Source organism: Lentzea aerocolonigenes (genome assembly GCF_000974445.1).
GTDB lineage: Bacteria > Actinomycetota > Actinomycetes > Mycobacteriales > Pseudonocardiaceae > Lentzea > Lentzea aerocolonigenes.
The window spans coordinates 52,264-71,921 of the sequence record NZ_BBOJ01000034.1; the positions used below are offsets into that span (position 1 = coordinate 52,264).

Here is a 19,658-nt window from a genome sequence, read left to right on the forward strand (position 1 = left end):
GCCGAATGGATCACCGGGCGCTGACGGTCGTCTCGGCCAGCGTGGGCGTGATCGCCGAGACCGCGCTCATCGCGAGGGTCAGGCCCATCAACGCTCGCGCCCTCGCTCCCGCGCGGGTCTTCGGGGCGAGCTCCATCTCCCCGATCACGTGCTCGGCCGGCTCGGGCTGGGCGGCCGTGCGGTGCAGGGACTCGTTCATCGGGTGCACTCCTCAGTGTGTCGGATCGGGTTCGAGCTGCAGGACTGATGGCACCGGAAAGCCCTGGCGCAGCAGGCCGTGGCCGATGCCGGCCAGACCCGTGAGCAGGCCGGGCGACGGAACGCCACCCGGTGTGGCGCACCGTGCGCCGTGCTCGTCCAGTGCTCCCAGCAACAGCGCCGTGCGGCGGGTCGCGGCGCTGGGGTGGTGGGCGGCCAGTGCTTCGACGACGCCCAGTTCACCGTGGCAGAGACTCATGTCCCGCAACGGTTCCCGTGACGCCAGCAGACCGGCCAGTCGTTCGTCGTCGCGTGCCAGTGCAGCACCTGAGAGTCCCGCGCACCACCCGGCATCCGTCGGGTCGATGGCGTCGCTCTCCAGGAACGCTTCCGCTGCCACACCCGTTAACTCGTCGCGAACCGTTGCCGCGTAACGCCGCAGGGCCCATCCGATTCCGGACTGGCCGCGAGCGAAGCCGTTCGCGCTGCACTGAACGGTGCGCAGCACGGACGCGTAGTGGTCCGCGAGGGCGAGTGACTCGGGCGTGCCGACGGCGAGCACGGCGGCCAGCGACCCCGCGAGGCCGTCCACGACGCCGGGGACCGAGTCCTCGCGCGGCATCACCGACACGGCGCGGTCCAGCAGCGACGGGTCGAGGCCGAGCAGCGTGGTCAGGCGCTTGAGGCCGTAGCAGAGGCCGCCCAGGCCGTGCACCCCGCCGCCCGCCGCCTCGACGAGCTCGGGCTCCGCGGCGAACATCTCGAGCAGCGCGGGCAACGGGCGCAGCGCGTCGTGGGCGAAGTCGACATACCTGGCGGCACCGGTCAACGCGCCGAGCTCGGCCAGGAACAACGCCACGCCCGTGTAGCCGTTGGACAGACCCGCACCGAGCGGCTGCACGGTCCAGTGCCGGTCGTCGACGAGCTCGAGGCCGAGCCAGTTGACGCGGTTCCTGCCGGTGACGGCGTGCGCGAGGATCTGGTCGGCGATCCCGCACGCGGCGACCAGCAACCGCGCGGGGTCCGGGTCGACCGCGGCGACGTGACCCGGCAGCGCGTCACCGCTGTGGTGCGACACCGGCCGCGGCCGTGACGCCAGCAGCGCGGTGATCACCCACTGCTGGTCGTGCCGGTCGACCTCGCTCATCGCCGCGATCTTGCGTTCCACCGCGAGCAGCCCGGGCTCCGGCAGCATCCCCGGCAGCCGGAGCCCGGACGCGGTCCACAGGTCGGCCGACCCCGGACGGCACGTGAACAACGGCACGTCACCGCGCCACAGGTCGGAGACCTCGAACGGCACCAGCCGGTCGAGCAGCGGATCGTCGACCACCAGCACCCCGAACGCGAGGTCGCGGTCCAGTGCGTCGGCGAGCACCGACGGGTGCGTCGACTCGTCGAGCAACCGTGCGTACTGACGCGTCGCACGGGCGATGAACCGCACCTCGTCGTCGGCACACGTGCGCACCAGCTGCAGCAGCTCGTCCCGATGAGCCACGATCGCGTCGTAGCCCGCGCGGAACCCGGCCAGCAGCGAGTCCTGGTAGTCGGCGGGCTCGGCCGGCTTGTCACCGAGCAACGGCCGGTTGTGCGCCCCCGACGTCTCCCGCGGCCGCCGCACGAGCCGCATCCGGTCGGTCCCGGCGTCGGCCCAGTCGACGACGTCCAACGGCGACGGCACACCACGATCACCACCCACACCTGACACGTCCGCGACGCCGTTGTCGCCGAGCAGCACGTGGGGGAGCAGAGCCGTGCGGTGCACCGACCGCACGAGGGCCAGCGCGGCGGGGTCGGTGTCCGGCGTGAGCGTCGGGTGGAACAGCGTCTCGACGTCCACGAGCACGGGCTGGTCGCCGCACGCGATGAGGTTCTCGTAGTGCATGTCCGTGCCGTCGACCGCGTAGAGCAGAGCCAGCAGCGCACCGAGCCGCCGGTAGAACTCGGCGACCCCGGCGACGTCCGCGCACGGCCGGTGCTCGATGTGCTCGATCCACCCGTAGCCGTCGCGGGGGAGCAGGCACGGCGACCGGAAGGATATTCCAGTTCGCTTGGAAAGCCATCTGAGCTGGGCCACGAACCGCACGTGCAGTGCCGTCGCGCGAGGCCGGTAGATGAGCTTCGCGCCGGAGTCGAAGGTCAGCACCGCCACCGTGCGCCCCTGCTGGTGCGCGTCGCCCTGCCCCATCTCGATCGAGGTCAGCGCGCCGGGGTCGAGCCCGCCGAACACCGTCCGCACGATCTCGCCGCGGTCGCGCGTGAACCGCGACGACAGCTCGTGGTGCGTGGAAACGGCCTGCTCACAGGCCTGCGCGAGGAGCCGCGCCAGCACGGGGTAGCGGTGGAAGAGCGCCGTCAGGTCGAGCGCCCTGGTGAACTCGGTGAACCGCTCTTCGCTGGTGTGGCTTTGCAGCGTGCCGCGTGCCTTGTGCAGCTCCAGGACCAGCGTGCGGGTGGCGATGGCGACGAGTTTGCGTCCGAGCTGCTCGGCGAACGACGCGTCGAACGGCGGCGCCACCTCGGTGCGCGCGGCGTCGATCAGCGGACGCAGGGCGTGGGCGAAGGCAGCTGTCCAGCTCTCACCCGTGGTGGTCTCGGCCGCTGAGGTCACGGGGACCAACCTCGCACGCGCGGGCGAGCCGGCACATGGGTACCGGTCCCCCAGATTTGCGCCGGACGTGAATATGGGGGTTTCGTCCCCATGTTCTGCCGCCCGATCGCCCCGAGACTCGTGTCACCGAGGAGGGAACGGGCATGAGGGAGTTCGGGGAACTACTGCGCACGCACCGCATCCACGCGGGCCTGACCCAGCAACAGCTGGCCGACTTCGCGATGGTGAGCGTGCGCGCGATCCGCGACCTGGAGTGCGGCAGAACCCGCTCACCACGCGCGGAGACGGTGCGGCTGCTCGCGGACGGCCTGCGTCTGGACGAGGGCAGCCGAGCCGACCTGCAGCAGGCGGGCGGCCGGACGTCCGGCCGCATGCCGGTGGCGCCGCCCGCGCCGATGATGGCGATCGTGGGGCGCGAGGCGGAGGCGGCGGCGTTGGGGGCGCTGCTGGTGGAGGGGGCCGGGTCGTCTGTTGGCGGTGTGGAGGAGGGGCGGTGCCTGCCAGGTTCGGGTGGTTCGGGCGAGGGGCAAGGCCTGGCCGGGTCGGGCTCGGTGGCCACGAGGCAGCGCCTGGCCGGTCCGGCTGGTGGCGCGGGCCCGGCCGAGCACCGCCTGGCCACAGCTCCCGCACCACGCACCCACACAGGACCATCCCGCGTCCCCCGCCGACTCGTCACCATCACCGGCGTCAGCGGCTCCGGCAAGACCCGCCTGGCCCTCGAGGTCGCCGGCGAGCTCCACCTCCGCCGCGGCTGGTCCGTGCTCTGGTACCCGGCGGCCCGCCCGTCGGTCGACGACGACCAGGACACCCTCCTCGTCACCGACCACCGGCCCGACCTCCGCCTGCTCGACGCCCACCCGAGGCTGCGTGTCGTCGTCACGGCGCTCGCCCCCACCGGACTGCCCGGCGAGCACGTGTTCCCGCTCGGCCCGCTCGCCGACGACGCGGCGCTGAGGCTCCTGCTCACGCTCGTGCACCGGGTGCGGCCCGGCTTCCGGCCAGAGCCGTCGAACCAGGCCGCGCTCACCGGTCTCGTGCGCGAGCTGGACGGGCTGCCGTCCGCGCTCGAGTTCGCCGCGGGCTGGTTCATGGTCTACTCGCCGCAGCACCTGCTGGAACGGTTGCGCTCCAACCCGATGGACCCGACCTCGGCCCACCTGCGCGACTCGCTGCGGCGTTCGCTGTCCACATTGGACGAGCAGCAACGCGCGACGCTGGAGCGCATGATCGACCACGAGTGCCACGACGACGCGCACGCGCTGAGCGTGCGCGGACTGGTCCGCCGCGCCGGACCCCGATACGAGGTGCTCAACCTCGTGCGCGCGGCGGTGCGGGAACCGGTGTCAGGGCCGCACTTCGCTGGAGGTGTGGCCCTGACCTGGCCCTGTTAGCCCAGGTCACGCGCGACCAGGTCGGTGAACGCCTGCCGGTACGCCGCGCTGCAGTGGTAGTCGCCGTGGGTCTCCACCTTGTCCGGAGACCCGTCGGTCTCGGACGCACGGCGGTCGACGGAGTTCGGTTCCCAGCCGTGCACCGGAAAACCGAGGTAGTCGGTGCGGCGCCACAGGTTGATCCAGTTCGCGCCGAGCAGCACCGACAGCCCTCGGTCCGGTGTCGCACCGGGCTCCCGGCGCCACGGGTCGCACGAGAACATCGCGCCCGCCCGCACCTCCGGAGTGCCCAGCACGGCCGGACCGAGCAGCTCCGGGAAGATCCGCCCGAAGTACGGCCGCAGCTGCACGCCGTACGTCAGCAGCTGAACGCGCTGCAAATACCCTTCCGGCAACGCGAACAGCGCCGCCACCGCCAGCACCGCGCCGAGGCTGTGCGCGGACAGCACGACACGGTGATCACGCCCGGAGTCCAGGAACTCGCGGGCACGGTCGGCGATCTCCGGCACCGCGCGCTCGGCGTAGCACGGCGGCGCGAACGGGTGGGCCGTGCGCGGCAGGAAGCACATCAGGTCCCACAGCAGCCCGAGCGGCCTGCGGTTGGTCAGCATCCCCGCGCCCACGAACGACCCGATCAGCGCGACCCCGGCGAGCCCGGTCACCCAGTCGCCCTTGTCCACCACCCACGTCACACCCCACCAGGCAGACCACGCCGGCGACGCGAACGTCAGGTAGCACGTCAGCACCAGCGCCAGCACACCGAGCGTCGACAGCACACCGGCGACGTTCTCCGCGCGGTGCGTCACGGCGACGACGTGCCGCACCCGCACCACGAGCACCTCGGCCTCGTCGTCGAGCACCGAAGGCCGCACAACCCGGGACAACAGCACGAAAGCCTGCGCGATCACCAGCAGCACCAACGGAACCAGCGCGCACGCGAAGGCCGCGCTGAACCACGAGTAGAACGACGGCACCCGCAGGCCCGTGCCGACCCAGCCGCGGAACGTCAGCACCAGCACCGTCGACAGCATCACCGACGACGCCAGCGACAACCCGAGCAGCACACCGGGCCCCGCGCCGCGCCAGGCCTGCCACTCGTCACCGGCACGCGGCCTGGCCCGCCACGCGAGCGCCCCGCCGACCACCGCGGCACCGACCCAGGCGAGCGGAACCCAGTACGTGGCAACCATGAACGCCACGAAGAGCACCAGCAGGACCAGCGGTCCCTTGGCGTCGTTGCGCCGCCACGACCACGCCGCCAGCACCGACCCGACCAGCGCCACGGTGACGACCGGCGGTCCCCACGACGTCAGCCACAGCGGCCCGTCGAAGGCCGGCGCGATCGCGTACAGCGCGAACCCGTGCGCTCCCAGCACGACCACCGCCGAGATCATCAGCAGCCACGACCACAGGCCGCCCTTCTCGGTCGACGGCACGTCCGGGCAGTCGGTCGCGGTCACCACCACGCGTGCCGTCACGAGCGCCAGAACTCCGCCCGCCAACGCGGTGAGCACGAGGAAGAACCCGTGCTGCCACAACTGGGTGCTCGTCGCCAGCACCACCACGCAGCACCCCGCCGCGATGTGCAGGCGGGTGAGCCGGCGGATCCGCGGACTGCCCTCCCACATCGACGACCGGCTGAGCATCACCCCCGGCCGTCGCACGGGGGCGCGGCGCATCGTCGTCATCTCGTACCTGCTGCGCGACAACGAGGTCAGCGCCAGCAGTCCGAGCAACAGCAGCACCGGCACGGCGGACGCGGCGAGCACCCGGACGTGCCGCGGCGGATCGCCGAGCAGGTCCATGAACTCCGGCAGCCGCTTGCACGTGACGCCGGGCAACGAGCACTGGACCGCGTAGACGTCGATCGCCACCTCGCACACCGCGAGCACCAACAACACCGTGAGCCCCAGCCCGAACAGCCGGGTCGAGGCGGCGCCGCGCCCCGCGTTCCACCACACCATGCGCTTGGTGGTCGGAATCGAGTCGTCGGGCAGCCTGCGCGACCAGTAGGCGACGTTCGCCAGGCCGAACGGGAGCAGCAACGCCCATCCGACGCGCCCCAGCGCGTTCGCGAGCACCGACGGCACCCCGCTGCCCGGCACGCCGGGGCTGCTGCGCGCCATGCCGCCCCACGAGTACGCCTCGCGCCGCACGTCCTGCGCCACCTGCCCGGCGTGGTCGGCAGGCAGTTCGGCGAGCTTGTCCGGCTTCGGGCCCCAGAAACTGCCGAAACGATCGCCGCGGAACTGTTCGACCGCGTGGTCGGGGAGGGCCAGCATCGCGTACGGCGGCGTGTTGTTGACACCGTGGATGCGCAGTTCCAGGGTCCGTGGACTCATCGCCGCCCTCCCTTTACTCCAGTTGTCGTCCTCGAAACTGCTCCGGTTAGCGGCCGAACGGGTGAAAAAGGTGTATCCAGCGGCCCTGGAAAGCCTCTACTTGGCAAGGAGGCCCCACCATGACCGCAACCGCTCACCCGAACGTCGTGAACTCCGTCGGACTCGCCGAGTTCCTCGCCACGGCGGGCACGCTCACCCTGGCGCAGCGCAAGCTGATCGTCGATCAGGCATTGGTGTTGCTCGAGCAGAACTACGCGCACCTGCCTCTGAAGGTCGCGATGCACGCGGTGAACCCCGTGCAGAGACTCAGGGTGCTCAGAGCCAGACTCGAACGGCAGACCGACGCCACCGCCGAGCCGGAGTGGCAGTTCCACCGCGAGCTGTCGAGCACGTTCCACTCGGTGCGCGACCTGCACACGAACTACCTGCTGCCCGCGCCGTTCGCGGGCAAGATCGCCTTCCTGCCGTTCCAGCTGGAGCGCTGCTTCGCCGCGGACGGCACCGAGCACTACCTCGTGGCCCGCACGGTCGCGAACTTCGACGGACTGGCCGTCGGCGCCGAGGTGACGCACTGGAACGGCACCCCGATCGCGCGTGCCGTGGCGCTCAACGGCGCGATCTTCGCGGGCAGCAACACCGCCGCGAACCTCGCCCGCGGCCTCGAGTCGCTCACGTTGCGCCCCTTGGTGATCCAGCTCCCGCCCGACGAGGACTGGGTGGTCGTCAGCTACCGCACCGAAAACGGCGCTCAGGAGGAGATCCGGGTCGACTGGCAGGTCACCGACAACCTGCCGCCGATGACCGACGTCGACTCACTCAGCCCGGCCGCGGCGGCGCAGGGCGTCGACCTGGACTCGGACGAGAAGTCCCGCGCCAAGAAGTTGTTGCACGCGCCCAAGGTCGTGCAGGCGGAAGCGGCGGGTGGCGCTGTCGCGATGGCGGCGCAGGACGTGCCGACGACCATGCCCGGCGTGTTCCGGGCGCGTCCGGTCACCACGCCGTCCGGTGAGTTCGGGCACCTGCGGATCTTCACGTTCAGCGTGGACGACCCGGAGGCGTTCCTCGCCGAGTTCGTGCGGCTCGCGGCTTTGTTGCCGCAGAACGGACTCGTCGTCGACGTCCGCGACAACGGCGGCGGTCACATCTTCGCGTCGGAGTTCCTGCTGCAGACGATGACGCCGCGCCGCATCGACCCGGAACCCGTGCAGTTCCTCAGCACGCCGCTGAACCTGCGGATCTGCCGGCGTCACGCGGACGACCCGACCGGGCAGATCGACCTCGGCCCGTGGTTCCCGTCGCTCGACTCCTCGACCGAGACCGGCCAGGCGTTCTCCTGCGCGCACACGATCACGCCCGTCGACGGCGCGAACGCCGTGGGCCAGACCTACCACGGCCCGGTCCTGCTGATCACCGACGCGCGGTGCTACTCCGCCACCGACATCTTCGCCGCGGGCTGGGCCGACCACGAGCTCGGCCCGATCCTCGGCGTGGACGACAACACCGGTGCCGGCGGCGCGAACGTGTGGACGCACGGATTGCTGACGACGCTGCTGAAGATCCCGGCGCCGCTCGACCCCGACTCGCCGTACAAGCCGTTGCCCAACAAGGCGAACATGCGCGTGTCGATCCGCCGCACGTTGCGCGTCGGCAAGCTCGCCGGGACTCCGGTGGAAGACCTCGGCGTGCGCCCGACGCACCAGCACCAGGTGACGCGTGCGGATCTGTTGCAGGGCAACGTGGATCTGCTCGCACGGGCGGGCTCGCTGCTCGCCGCGCTGCCGGTGCGCCGGCTCGGAGTGGCGGTCGCGGGAACGACCGTCTCGCTGGACACCGTGAACCTCGACCGGGTGGACATCTACGTGGACGGCCGCCCGGCCACCTCCCTGGACGTGACCGACGGCGCGCACACCGCCACGTTGACCGCGACCGGACGCGAGGTGCGCGTCGAGGGCTTCGCGGACGGACAACTGGTGGCCGCGCGCAAGGTCGCCAGCTGACAGAACGGGCGCTTCCGGTGACTCCACGACCGGAAGCGCCCGCTCCTGTTGCCCTACCTGGTGAACGTGAAGGCGCGGTCGGCGGCCAGAACCGCCAGCTGCGCCTCGGTGCCCGGCGTCCAGCTCTGGACCCAGACGACCTCACCGTTCGGCCGCCAGTTCCGGGCCGAGGTGATGCCGAACTGCTCGTCCTTGCTGAAGACGGTCAGACCGCCCTTGTGGTCCGGGACGCTGCCGGTGCACTTGGCGTACTTCTCGCAGTACTCCCTGGGCGACCACGTGAGGAAGCCCGGCGCGTTGACCTGCGTGTACGTCATGACGTTCTGGCCCTTGTAGTCGAACGTCACGGTGTTGTCCATGTACTGCATGTCGTCGAACACACCCGCCGCCTCACCGCCCCACGGGCCCGGCTCGACGTTCTGCGCGCCCCGGAAGGCACGCGGGTAGGTCTGCTCCTGACGCGCGGAGAAGCCGTCGGCCTGCTTCTGCAGCTCCGCCTTGGTCTTGTGGACCGGCGTGACGTCCTTCGGCGGCCACGGGTAGTCGGCCGTTGTGGACTGTGCCGACGCGGTGCCCGCGAGAGCGACGAGTGCGAGGCCCGTCAGGGCAGCCGCCATTACCTTGCGCATTGATCCCCCAATGGCGAGTTCTTGCTTGCACAGAGGGAGACGCTTCAAGATCACCAGAGGTTGCACGCGAGTTCTCGCTAGCGCGTGAACGTGTAGGCGCGGTCGGAGGCCACCGCTCCCAGCACAGCGGGATCGTCCTGAGTGCTGCCCTGGATCCACACCACCTCGCCGTTCGGGCGGAAGTTGTGCGCGTCCCGTTCGTGGTAAGCGCTGTCCTCGGAGATGACGATCACGCCCCCCTGGTTGTCGCTGACCGTTGCGGTGCACGTCGTGTGCTCGCAGAACTCCTGCGGTGAGCGGTCGAAGAAGCCGGGCGCGTTGACCTGCATGATCACGCTGGCCCTCTCGCCGTGCTGGCGGAAGAAGACCTGGTTCGCCATGTACTGCATGCCTTCTTCGAACTGTCCGCCGCGCTCGCCACCCCAGAGGCCCGGCGTGACGTACTGGGCCCCGGAGATGATCACCGGGAAGGTCTGCCGCTGGTGCGCGGAGAACTCCTCGGCCTGCTTCTGCAGTTCCGCCTTGGTCTTGTGGACCGGCGTGATGTCCTTCGGTGGCCACGGGAAGTCGGTCTGGTCAGCGGCGGACGCCGTGCTCGCGAGACCGACGAGTGCCGCGCCCGTCAGGGCAGCGGCCAACACCTTGCGCATGTATCCCCCATGCTGTGGTTTGTGCTTGCACAGAGATAAATGCCGCTGGGGTCGCGCGAGGTTGCACGAGTCTTTCGAAGTCTTACAACCACCCTCGCCGCATCGCCTGCACCCCGGCCTGAAACCGCGTCTGCGCCCCGCACCGGTCCATCAGCTGCCGCACCCGCCGCTGCACCGTCCGCGGCGCCAGCCCCAGCTGCCGCGCGATGGACTCGTCGGTGAGTCCCGCCGCGAGCAGCCCGAGCAGGTTCGGGTCCACGTCAGCAGCCGCCGCGTAGATCCCACCCGGACTGAACGGGATTCCCTTGTCCCAGTACAGCTCGAACGTCGACCGCAGCACGTCCAGCAACGCCGACGGCCGGATCAGCAGCACCTTGTCGACCACGTCGCCGTTCGCCACGGGCAGGACGGCCGCGTGCGTGTCGATCACGGCGAGCTTGAACGGCAGCGTCGGGGTGACGCGGGCCCGTTCGCCGGCCGCGACCAGTTCGATGATCTCGGTGACGCGGCCGGGGATGTCCACAGCGGACCGGTCGTAGACCACGCGCCACTGCACGTCCCGTTCGCGCGTTTCGTCCTCCAGCGCCACGTGTTCGCCCAGCGGCGTCACGTACGGCGGCTGGTCCAGCACGCAGACCTCCTCGCGGGCGCCGCGCAGCAGGGTGTGCCACAGCTCGCGCACCGCGCCCGCACCGGACACCACGTCGACGAACGCGTTGTCCGCCAGCTCCTCGTCGCGGTTGCGCAGGTACAGCTCCATCAGCGGGCCGACGTCCGCGCGCGCCCTGCGGTTCTGCTCCTCGCGGGTGGCGATGAGCGCCTCCACGGCGAGGTCCGGCGCGACCGCCTGCCAGACGTCTCCCGGCAGGTGGCGGACCATGCCCAGCTCTGCCATCTGTTCCAGCAGCTCGCGCGCGACGCCGATCTCCTCGGTCGTGCGGCTGCCGCCCGTCACCAGGAGCTCGTAGACGGCGGTCAGCTCCGATGAGACGCCCAAGTGTCCGAACACGGCCATATTGTGCGCCATTCAGAGCAGTGGCCGTGTCGTGAACACGCCAGTGTCGTTATTCGGACTCCGCTAGACCTGTTTTCGCGGGTTTGCCGCGACTTACGGTCCTCGTCACCTCCGCAGCCGGTTCAGATCCCTGACGCCCTCAACGGCACGCGAAGGCCCTGTGTGGAAGGACCCGTCTCGTGAACGGATTGCGACGCACGAGCCTGTGCGCCGCGGCAGTCTCCGCCGCTGTGCTCAGCGTTGTCTCACCAGTCAACGTTGGTTTTTCTTGGGCTGGCACCCTCCCAGTCCAGTCCCAGCCGGACTCAACTCAGGTGAACCGCCCCTTCGAGCGGCTGATCGTCGGCTACAAGCCCGGCACCGCTGAAGCCTCGTCCGACTCCGCTGCCTCGGACGACGTGAAGAGCAAGGGCAAGTCCGTGCACCGCCGCATGTCGAGTGGTGCCGTCGTCGTCGACCTCGGCTCGAAGACCGCGAACGCGGACAACACGATCCAGGCGTTCAAGAACGACCCCGATGTCGCCTACGTCGAGCCGGACCTGCTGATGCAGCCGTTCGCCGACCCGAACGACACCGAGTACTCCCGGCAGTGGGACCTGTTCGAAGCCACCGCCGGCATGAACGTGCCCGGCGCGTGGTCCAGCACCACCGGCTCCGGCGTGACCGTCGCCGTGATCGACACCGGCTACGTCGCGCACAGCGACCTCTCGGCCAAGATCGTCGCCGGCTACGACTTCGTCTCGGACGCCTCGCGTGCCCGTGACGGCGGCGGCCGCGACAACAACCCGGCCGACGAAGGCGACTGGATGAAGGCCGGTGACTGCGGCACCGACGCCAACGGCAACCCGGTGCCCGCCCAGGACCAGGGTTCGTCCTGGCACGGCACCCACGTGGCCGGCACGATCGCCGCGTCCACCAACAACAGCAAGGGCATCGCGGGCATCGCCTACGACGCCAAGATCCAGCCGCTGCGCGTGCTGGCGCAGTGCGGTGGCGCGACCTCGGACATCGCCGACGCGATCACCTGGGCGTCCGGCGGCACGGTGAGCGGTGTTCCCGCGAACGCCACGCCCGCCAAGGTCATCAACATGTCGCTGGGCGGTCAGTCGTCCTGCTCGACGACCTACCAGAACGCGATCAACGGTGCCATCAACCGCGGCACCACGGTCGTCGTCGCGGCCGGCAACTCGAACATGAACGTCGCGAACTTCACCCCGGCCAACTGCTCCGGTGTCATCACCGTCGCGGCCACCGGCCGTGAGGGCAACAAGGCGTTCTACTCGAACTACGGCACCCGCATCGACATCGCGGCGCCCGGCGGCGAGACCCGTCGCGGCACCGACACCCCCGGCACCATCACCACGCCGGAGAACGGAATCTGGTCGACGCTGAACACCGGCGCCACCACCCCCGGTTCCGAGACCTACAAGCCCTACCAGGGCACGTCGATGGCCGCCCCGCACATCGCGGGCCTCGCGGCACTGCTGGTGGCCAAGAAGCCGTCGCTCACCCCGGCCCAGGTCAAGGACCTGATCAAGACCACCGCCCGCCCGCTTCCCGGCACCTGCTCGGGCGGCTGCGGCGCCGGTCTCGCGGACGCGACCAAGGCCGTCAACGCCGTGGACACCACGCCGCCGCCCAGCGGTGGCCTGGAGAACACGACCGACGTCGCGATCCCCGACATGGGCACGGGCACGTCCTCGATCGCCTCGACGGTGACGGGCAACGCGTCCTCCACCACCAAGGTCGGCGTGGACATCGTCCACACCTACCGCGGTGACCTGGTGATCGACCTGATCGCGCCGGACGGCACCGCTTACCGGCTGAAGAACTCGTCCTCTTCGGACAGTGCCGACAACGTGGTGGCGACCTACACGGTCAACGCCTCGTCCGAGGTCGCGGCGGGCACGTGGAAGCTGCGGGTCCAGGACGTGTACTCCGGTGACACCGGGTACATCAACGCCTGGAACCTGACCCTGCGATAGCTCCACCTGTTCGCCGAGGGGCGGCGCCTTCCAGACCTGGTGTTCTGGGGGAGGCGCCGCCCTTTCACATGCGTTGGGGATTGCCGAAGTCCCTTGGCGGGTAACGTCGTCGGCATGGCCACACTGGTGACGTTCCACGCGCATCCCGACGACGAGTGCATCGTGACGGGTGGCGTGATGCGGAAGGCGTTCGAGGAGGGGCACCGGGTCGTGCTCGTCGTGGCGACCCGTGGCGAGGCAGGCGAGATCCCGGACTTCCTGGAGGAGAACGAGGAACTCTGGCAGCGGCGGGTGGTGGAAACGCACGCGTCGGCCGACCTGCTGGGCGTCGCACGCGTGGAGTTCCTGGGGTACAACGACTCCGGGATGATGGGGGACGAGCTCAACGACCGGCCCGGATCGTTCTGGACCGCGGACGTCGAGGAAGCGGCCCGGAAACTGGCGGCGATCCTCGCCGACGAGGACGCGCAGGTCCTCACGATCTACGACAGCTTCGGCGGCTACGGCCACCCGGACCACATCCAGGTCCACCGGGTGGGCAAGCGGGCCGCGGAGATCGCGGGCACACCGGTCGTCTACCAGGCGACGATGAGCCGCGAGAACATGCGGGAAGCGTTCCGGCGCGTCGGTGTCGAGAACCTCGAGGCGCCGGAGGAGTCGGGCACGCCGGAAGCGGAGATCACCGCACGGGTCGACGTGACGAAGTACCTGGACGTGAAGCGGGCCGCGATGCGCGCGCACGCCTCACAGATCCCGGAGCAGTCGTTCTTCCTGGCGATGGACGACGAGACGTTCGCCTTCGCGTTCGGCACCGAGTGGTTCATCCGCGAGGGCCACGAACAGGAAACCGCTCTGGACCTCTGATCTGACCGCACGCGGGGCGCCTTCGTCCTCCAGGAGAGTACGAAAGCTCCCCGCGTACTCTCACATCACGCGCTGCGGCGGCGGCGCAGGAACAGCAGCGTGCCGGCACCGGCACCGACGAGACCCAGACCCGAGAGCAGCAGCCACATCGGGGACGCACCGGTCGCCGCGAGCGGCGGTTCCGGCGTGCTGCCACCGGGTGCCGGCGCGGTCGGCGTCGACGACGGCGCGGAAGACGAGGGCGCCTCCGTGGTCGTGGTGACCTGCTTGACCGGCTTCGTCGTCGTGGCCGGCGGCGTCTTCACGCACTTCTTGTTGTCGAGGGTGAAGACCCGGCTCCAGTACGGGTTCTTGTTCTCGAGGTCGGGGTCGTCCGAGGCCAGGACCGTCACCTTGTAGGTGTGGTCATCAGTGCTGGTGGTCGGCCACTTCTTGGTCGGCAGGCCGTTGTCGAACTTGATCTGGTCGACCTGCTTCCCGTCGACCTCGACGGTCAGGGTGTTCTTGCCCCTGTAGGTGTTGTAGTCCTTGAGTTCCACACTCAGCACGGACTTCTGACCCGCCTCATCACACTCGACGTTCACCGCCGGGGTGTGCGCGAACGCCGGGGTGGTGAGCGCCAACGAGGCCAGAACCGCGGTGCCAGCCACCACGAACGCGCCGAGAACTCTACTTGCCAACGGTGTTTCTCCTGCTCTGGTTGGTGCGCGGCGGATCGAGCACATTCAGTTTCTTGATCACCCGACTGGGTGAACCGCGCCACGCTAGCAACACAGAGGGGTGGAAAGGTCACTGTCCGGCAACACTTGCATCGTCAAATGGGGAATTTCTTCACCTTTTCGAGGAGGCCGAGCATCCCGGCCACCAGCCGCATCTGGTCCACGCCGCGAACGTCGGCGTCGAGCAGCCTGGGCGAGCAGATCATCACCGCGAGTGCCTGGGCACGGGACAGTGCCACGTTCAATCTGTTACGTGACAAAAGAAAGTCCAGGCCACGGGGTAGGTCCACGGTGGACGACGACGTCATGGACATGATGACCGCAGGTGCCTCCTGGCCCTGGAAGCGGTCCACTGTGCCCACCCGCGTTTCGTCGAAGCCCGCATCGGCGAGCCTGCGCCTGATCACCCTGACCTGCAGGTTGTACGGCGCCACGACGAGGATGTCCCCATCGACCAGTTCGCGCGTTTTGCCGTTGTCCGTCCACGTACGACCGACGAGCGCGCGGACCGTGTCCACCACCGCGTCCGCCTCCTCGGCCGACGACGTGATGTTGTGGCGGTGATCGACCTCGCGCAGGTAGATCCCGGGGTCGATGCCGTCGATCCACCGGTGGGCGGCGGTTTCGTGCGAATGGAGCAGCCCGGCGTAGGAGAGATCGGACACCGGCCGGCACACGGCCGGGTGCATCCGGCGCGTCTCGGCGAGGAAGTAGCCGAGGTGCTCGGGGATGACGTCCGCGTCGCCGAGCAGGTGGCCGAGCGCGGAGGCGTCGCTTCCCGGCGGGTGCACGCCCTGCACGACCTGCGGCAGCTGCTGCGGATCTCCCAGCAGCACGAGGTTCTTCGCCGCCGTGGCGACCGCGACGGCGTCGGCCAGCGCGAACTGGCCGGCCTCGTCGATGATCATCACGTCGAACGGCTGCGCCTTGATCACGGCGTTGGAGAACGTCCACGCGGTGCCGCCGACCAGGTGCCCCTGCGGGTGTTCCTCGCGCCACCGGGCCAGCGCGCCGTTGTCCCTTGGCTGGTCCCAGGGCAGGCCCTCCTCGGGCTTTCCCTTGGGGCGCTTGGCCATCGGGATGCTCGGGTCCGCACTGGACAGCACGTTCTCGACGGCCTTGTGCGACGTGGACGTCACCGCGACGGTTTTGCCCTGGTCGATCAGGTGCTTCACGAGCTTGGTCGCGAGGTACGTCTTGCCGGCGCCGGGTGGTCCCTGCACGGCCAGCGTGCCGCCGTCGAGCTGGTCGACGGCCTTGATCACGGCCTGCACGACGTCCGGATGTTGCGGCAACGGCCCCGGCGGGGTGCGCAGCAGCAGGTCGATGCCGGGGTTGCGGGGGAGCAGCGGCAGCAGGTGGATCGCCTGCTCGGCCAGTTCCGCGACGGCCTCGTCCTTGGGCGCGGCGGGCACCGGACTGCCCGGCAGCACGGCGACGGGCAGTTCGGAGTGCTCCTGCGCGTTGCTCTCGGTCAGCACGAGCTCGTACGGGTTGTCGTCGGCCACGACGGCGTTGCGCGTGACGTTGCCGGGGTAGAGCAGCCGGACCTGCTCGCCCGCGCCGAACGGGTGCGGCCGCTCCGGGTCGATCCGCGCGTGGACCTGACGTTTGTGCGTGCGCACCCGCCCGCTCGGCGGCACCCAGTCCTCGGCGCGCAGCGTGATCGGCACCGCGCAGTTGGAGTCGGTCTCCAGGTCGGAGATGGGCGCGCTGGCCTGCCGGAAGAAGTCACCCCACGCCGGACTCGCCTCACGCCGGTGGTAGCCGACCGTCGCCGCGAACAACGCGTGCCCCTCGGCGATCAACGGCTCGGTCAGCGCGGCCATCCGCCGTGCCCGCTCGGCGGCCTTCTCGCGCGCCGCCTCGTCCTGCTCCTGCGGCGGCGCGGTCTCGATCTCGTGCTCGCGCTTGACCCGCTCCAGCAGATCGCGGACACCTCGGGTCGGATTCTCGTCGTCCAGCAACGGTTTCAGCGCCTGCAGCGTGTACTCCCGGGTGGACACCCGCAGCACCCGCCGCGTCAACGCACCGAGGTCGACGCACCTCCGCACGAGTTCGTCCACTTCGGACTCGAGTGTCGCGGACCGCGCGGCCCGGCCGGCGAGGTCGTGCGGCGTGAAGTGGTAGACCGTGCCGGACGGTGTGCGGCCGACGAACTCCGCGAACGTGCCCTCCCAGCCGGGCGTGCGGAACGTGTCGCCGTCGACTTCGAGGAAGACGTCGTCGTCGGCGGGGTCGGGCAGGTTCTGCAGCGCTTCCGGGGCGACGACCTCGTAGGTGGTCACGCCGGTCCGTTCCTGCTGCACCTGGAGCCGGGCCTGCGCGGTCAGCGCGGTGAAGCTCGCGGGGGACAGCGTGGCGGGCCGTTCCTCGGTGGCCGCAAGCGCGTCGATCGTGTCAATGCCGGCTGAAACCAGCTTCCGCCGCTGGTCGGCCCGCAGTCCCGCCACGAGCGAGAGGTCACGCGCCTCCTCACGTCCGGCGGCACAGTGACGGGCGAAACGGCAGCCGTTGCACGCGGCCCTGACGTCGCCCCACGACCGCTTGGGCGCAGGTGAGGGCTTCGCGAGCCGGGTTTTCAGCCGACTCAGCAGCGGCGTGAAGTCGGCGACCCGGAACGTCGTGCGCCGGCCGTCGACGACCAGGTGCGCGCGAGCGGCCCCCAACGCCTGCGCGGCCGCGGTCAAGCCGAGAACGGCCAGAGGAGTGGCCTCCTGGGCCTCCTCGCACGGTTCGTAGCCGTCCGGGGTGCGCACGAGCGTTTGCGCCGTGCAGTGGAAGACGCCGTCGAAGAACACGGCGTTCTCGACGAGGTCCTTGCCGGCCCGCATCTCGGCGGCCGTGCGCTCGGCCTCGACGTGCAGCGCGTCCGGGTCGCCCTGGCGGTCGGCTCGGCCGAGGTAGCTGCGGTGCTCGCATTCGAGCAGGTCGACGAGGTCGGACGGGCCGGCGAGCATGGTCGCCGATAGTAGTGCCCCTGGGAGCACGGGCGGACGACCCGCGTTCATCCCCGGTACGCGCGTCGTCCGCCCGCACCCTCAGGAGCTAGACGTTCGCCTCCACGAGGTGCAGCAACGCCTCCTGGTGCGTGTTCGGGTAGTCGTGCGGCTTGAACGGCCGGGTCTGCGCCCGCACCAGCGCCGCCGCGGCCGCCAGCTCCCCGGTCCGCACCTCCGTGTCGCGGTGCAGGAACGCGAAGTGCGGCTCCCGCACCTCGTCCGGCCACAGCAGCGTGTGCAGGACGATCACCCCGTGCTGCGGCCTCAGCGCGGCCAGGGTGTCCTTGCCCCGCAACCCGAACTTCACGATCGCCGCCGTCTTGGTGCGCTCCAGCGTCTCCCGCAGCAGCACGTACGACCGCACCGACAGGTCGTCCGGCTCGACGTAGTACGGGCGGTGCAGCGCCACCGGGTCGAGGTCGACCTGCGGTGCGAACTGCTGGACGTCGATCACGCCGTCCTCGGGCGTCGGCAGGTCGCCGGGGTCGATCTGCACGATGCGGCCGTCGTCGAGCTCGTAGCCCCGACCGATGTCCTCCGGCGTCAGCCTCAACGAGCACTCGCCGCACACCTGCTGATGGCGCACGCGCCCGCTGTCCTCGCGGTGCACCAGGTGCACCCTGCTGCGGTGCTCGGTGGCCGCCGACACCAGCCGCACCGTCATCGTCGTCATCCCGAACCGGAGTGCTCCCCGCCACACAGTCCTCATGACAAATGAGTACTCGAACACGTGGTCGAATAGACCTGACCGGTGACGAAAGGGCTCGTTCGGGTGCGTCCGACGGGTACCTCGGACACGTGCGTGACCAGCAATCGGCCTACCAGGCCTACCAGCCCTACCAGGCAGCCGGCGCGTAGTCCTTCAGGAAGCAGCCGTACAGGTCCTCGCCCGCCTCACCGCGCACGATCGGGTCGTACACCCGCGCCGCGCCGTCCACCAGGTCCAACGGGGCGTGGAAGCCCTCGTCGGCGAGCCGCATCTTCAACGGGTGCGGGCGCTCGTCGGTGATCCAGCCCGTGTCGACGGCCGTCATCAGGATGCCGTCGGTCTGCAGCATCTCCTCGGCGCTCGTGCGCGTCAACATGTTCAGCGCGGCCTTGGCCATGTTCGTGTGCGGGTGCCCGGAACCCTTGTAGGCGCGGGAGAACTGACCCTCCATCGCGGACACGTTCACCACGTACTTGCGCCGGAACGACGACTTCGCCATCGCCGAACGCAGGCGCGAGATCAGCAGGAACGGCGCGGTCGAGTTGCACAGCTGCACCTCGAGCAGCTCCACCGGGTCCACCTCGTCGACGTTCTGGATCCACGAGTTCACCGCCGCGGTGTCCGGCACCAGGCCGCCCGCGTCGATGTCCTTGGAGCCCGCCATCAACGCCAGGGTCGTCACCGAGTGCGCCTCGGGAACGGCCGTGCCGGGCAGTGCGAGCTGGCCGTGGCCGCCGAACGAGATCAGCTCCGGCCTGCGCGCGTCGCCGGTCAGCGCCTCGTGCTCGGCGGACGCCAGGGGCGCGTAGGCACCGGCAGAGCGGCGGACCGTCTGCGCGGCGTTGTTGATGAGCACGTCCAACGGGCCGTGCCCGGCCACCTCGTCCGCCAGCGCCAGCACCTGGGCCGGGTCGCGCAGGTCGATGCCCACGATCTTCAGCCGGTCGATCCACTCGGCGGAGTCGGGCATCGAGGCGAACCGGCGCGCGGCGTCCTTCGGGAACCTGGTCGTGATCGTGGTGTGCGCGCCGTCACGCAGCAGCCGCAGCGCGATGTACATGCCGATCTTCGCGCGCCCACCGGTCAGCAGCGCGTTGCGGCCGGTCAGGTCCGTGCGGGCGTCGCGTTTGCTGTGGTTGAACGCGGCACACGACGGGCACAGGTTGTGGTAGAAGGCGTCCACCTCGACGAACCGCTTGCGGCACGTGTAGCAGGACCTGGCGCGCATCAACGTGCCGGCGGAAGCTCCGACGGCGTTCGACACCAGGGGCAGGCCCTGGGTCTCGTCGTCGATGCGGTCCGGCGAGCCGGTGGCGGTGAGCGCCGTCACGGCCCGGTCGTTGGCCGTGATGGCGGCCTTGCGCTCGGACTTCCGGAACTTCTTCGCGGCCTTGAAGATCTTCGCGGTGGCCCGGCGGACGCGCACCGCGTCCTCGTGCTCCGCGGGCAGGTCCTCGACCTGGGCAAGCACGCGCAGGCAGACTTCCAGCTCTGCGGGGTCGATCGAGGTCATGAGCAGGCATTTTACGGGTGGAGGGGTGGTGGTCCG

14 protein-coding genes are annotated in these 19,658 nt (G+C 70.1%); 4 read left to right on the plus strand and 10 right to left on the minus strand.

What is annotated here, in order from left to right:
* Positions 1-10 precede the first annotated feature (10 nt).
* Positions 11-199 (minus strand): hypothetical protein, encoded by a 189-nt coding sequence (locus AOM45_RS44730; protein WP_030472766.1) that lies wholly within the window; start codon positions 197-199, stop codon positions 11-13.
* 12 nt (positions 200-211) lie between these two features.
* On the minus strand, positions 212-2,806 hold the full coding sequence (gene lanM, locus AOM45_RS44735) for a type 2 lanthipeptide synthetase LanM (protein ID WP_051784599.1): 2,595 nt from the start codon (positions 2,804-2,806) through the stop codon (positions 212-214).
* A gap of 143 nt (positions 2,807-2,949) precedes the next feature.
* Between lanM and AOM45_RS44740 the strand changes: the two genes are divergently transcribed.
* A complete protein-coding gene (locus tag AOM45_RS44740) occupies positions 2,950-4,197 on the plus strand; it encodes a helix-turn-helix domain-containing protein (protein ID WP_030472764.1) in 1,248 nt (415 codons plus the stop codon).
* Here the strand turns inward: AOM45_RS44740 and AOM45_RS44745 are convergent.
* Positions 4,194-6,539: a hypothetical protein gene (locus tag AOM45_RS44745; RefSeq protein WP_030472763.1), complete on the minus strand. Its 2,346-nt coding sequence runs from the start codon at positions 6,537-6,539 to the stop codon at positions 4,194-4,196. The two genes, AOM45_RS44740 and AOM45_RS44745, sit on opposite strands and share 4 nt — an antisense overlap.
* Before the next feature lie 119 nt (positions 6,540-6,658).
* Here AOM45_RS44745 and AOM45_RS44750 point away from each other — a divergent pair, with 119 nt between their 5' ends.
* Complete coding sequence (locus AOM45_RS44750; protein WP_030472762.1) at positions 6,659-8,536, plus strand: S41 family peptidase; 1,878 nt, start codon at positions 6,659-6,661, stop codon at positions 8,534-8,536.
* A gap of 53 nt (positions 8,537-8,589) precedes the next feature.
* Here the strand turns inward: AOM45_RS44750 and AOM45_RS44755 are convergent, their stop codons facing one another.
* The 3 genes from AOM45_RS44755 to AOM45_RS44765 form a co-directional block, all read right to left on the minus strand.
* Positions 8,590-9,165, minus strand: coding sequence for a hypothetical protein (locus AOM45_RS44755; protein ID WP_156094354.1), 576 nt, complete (start codon positions 9,163-9,165; stop codon positions 8,590-8,592).
* Between the two features lie 77 nt (positions 9,166-9,242).
* Positions 9,243-9,815, minus strand: coding sequence for a hypothetical protein (locus tag AOM45_RS44760; RefSeq protein WP_030472760.1), 573 nt, complete (start codon positions 9,813-9,815; stop codon positions 9,243-9,245).
* 82 nt (positions 9,816-9,897) lie between these two features.
* Positions 9,898-10,824: a LuxR C-terminal-related transcriptional regulator gene (locus tag AOM45_RS44765; protein WP_156094353.1), complete on the minus strand. Its 927-nt coding sequence runs from the start codon at positions 10,822-10,824 to the stop codon at positions 9,898-9,900.
* 320 nt (positions 10,825-11,144) lie between these two features.
* Between AOM45_RS44765 and AOM45_RS44770 the strand changes: the two genes are divergently transcribed.
* On the plus strand, positions 11,145-12,815 hold the full coding sequence (locus AOM45_RS44770) for a S8 family peptidase (RefSeq protein WP_030472758.1): 1,671 nt from the start codon (positions 11,145-11,147) through the stop codon (positions 12,813-12,815).
* A 114-nt stretch (positions 12,816-12,929) separates the two neighbouring features.
* Positions 12,930-13,679: a PIG-L family deacetylase gene (locus tag AOM45_RS44775; RefSeq protein WP_030472757.1), complete on the plus strand. Its 750-nt coding sequence runs from the start codon at positions 12,930-12,932 to the stop codon at positions 13,677-13,679.
* A 65-nt stretch (positions 13,680-13,744) separates the two neighbouring features.
* On the opposite strand, the gene AOM45_RS44780 is transcribed toward AOM45_RS44775, so the two are convergent.
* From AOM45_RS44780 to AOM45_RS44795, 4 genes are all read right to left on the minus strand, one after another.
* A complete protein-coding gene (locus tag AOM45_RS44780) occupies positions 13,745-14,359 on the minus strand; it encodes an LPXTG cell wall anchor domain-containing protein (RefSeq protein WP_236704059.1) in 615 nt (204 codons plus the stop codon).
* A 134-nt stretch (positions 14,360-14,493) separates the two neighbouring features.
* The gene (locus AOM45_RS44785; RefSeq protein WP_030472755.1) at positions 14,494-17,358 is read right to left on the minus strand and encodes a DEAD/DEAH box helicase; all 2,865 of its coding nucleotides are present in this window, start codon (positions 17,356-17,358) and stop codon (positions 14,494-14,496) included.
* Positions 17,359-17,446: 88 nt separating this feature from the next.
* Positions 17,447-18,109, minus strand: coding sequence for a non-homologous end joining protein Ku (ku, locus tag AOM45_RS44790; protein ID WP_081902700.1), 663 nt, complete (start codon positions 18,107-18,109; stop codon positions 17,447-17,449).
* Between the two features lie 127 nt (positions 18,110-18,236).
* Positions 18,237-19,622: an SDR family oxidoreductase gene (locus tag AOM45_RS44795; RefSeq protein ID WP_030472754.1), complete on the minus strand. Its 1,386-nt coding sequence runs from the start codon at positions 19,620-19,622 to the stop codon at positions 18,237-18,239.
* Positions 19,623-19,658: the final 36 nt, after the last annotated feature.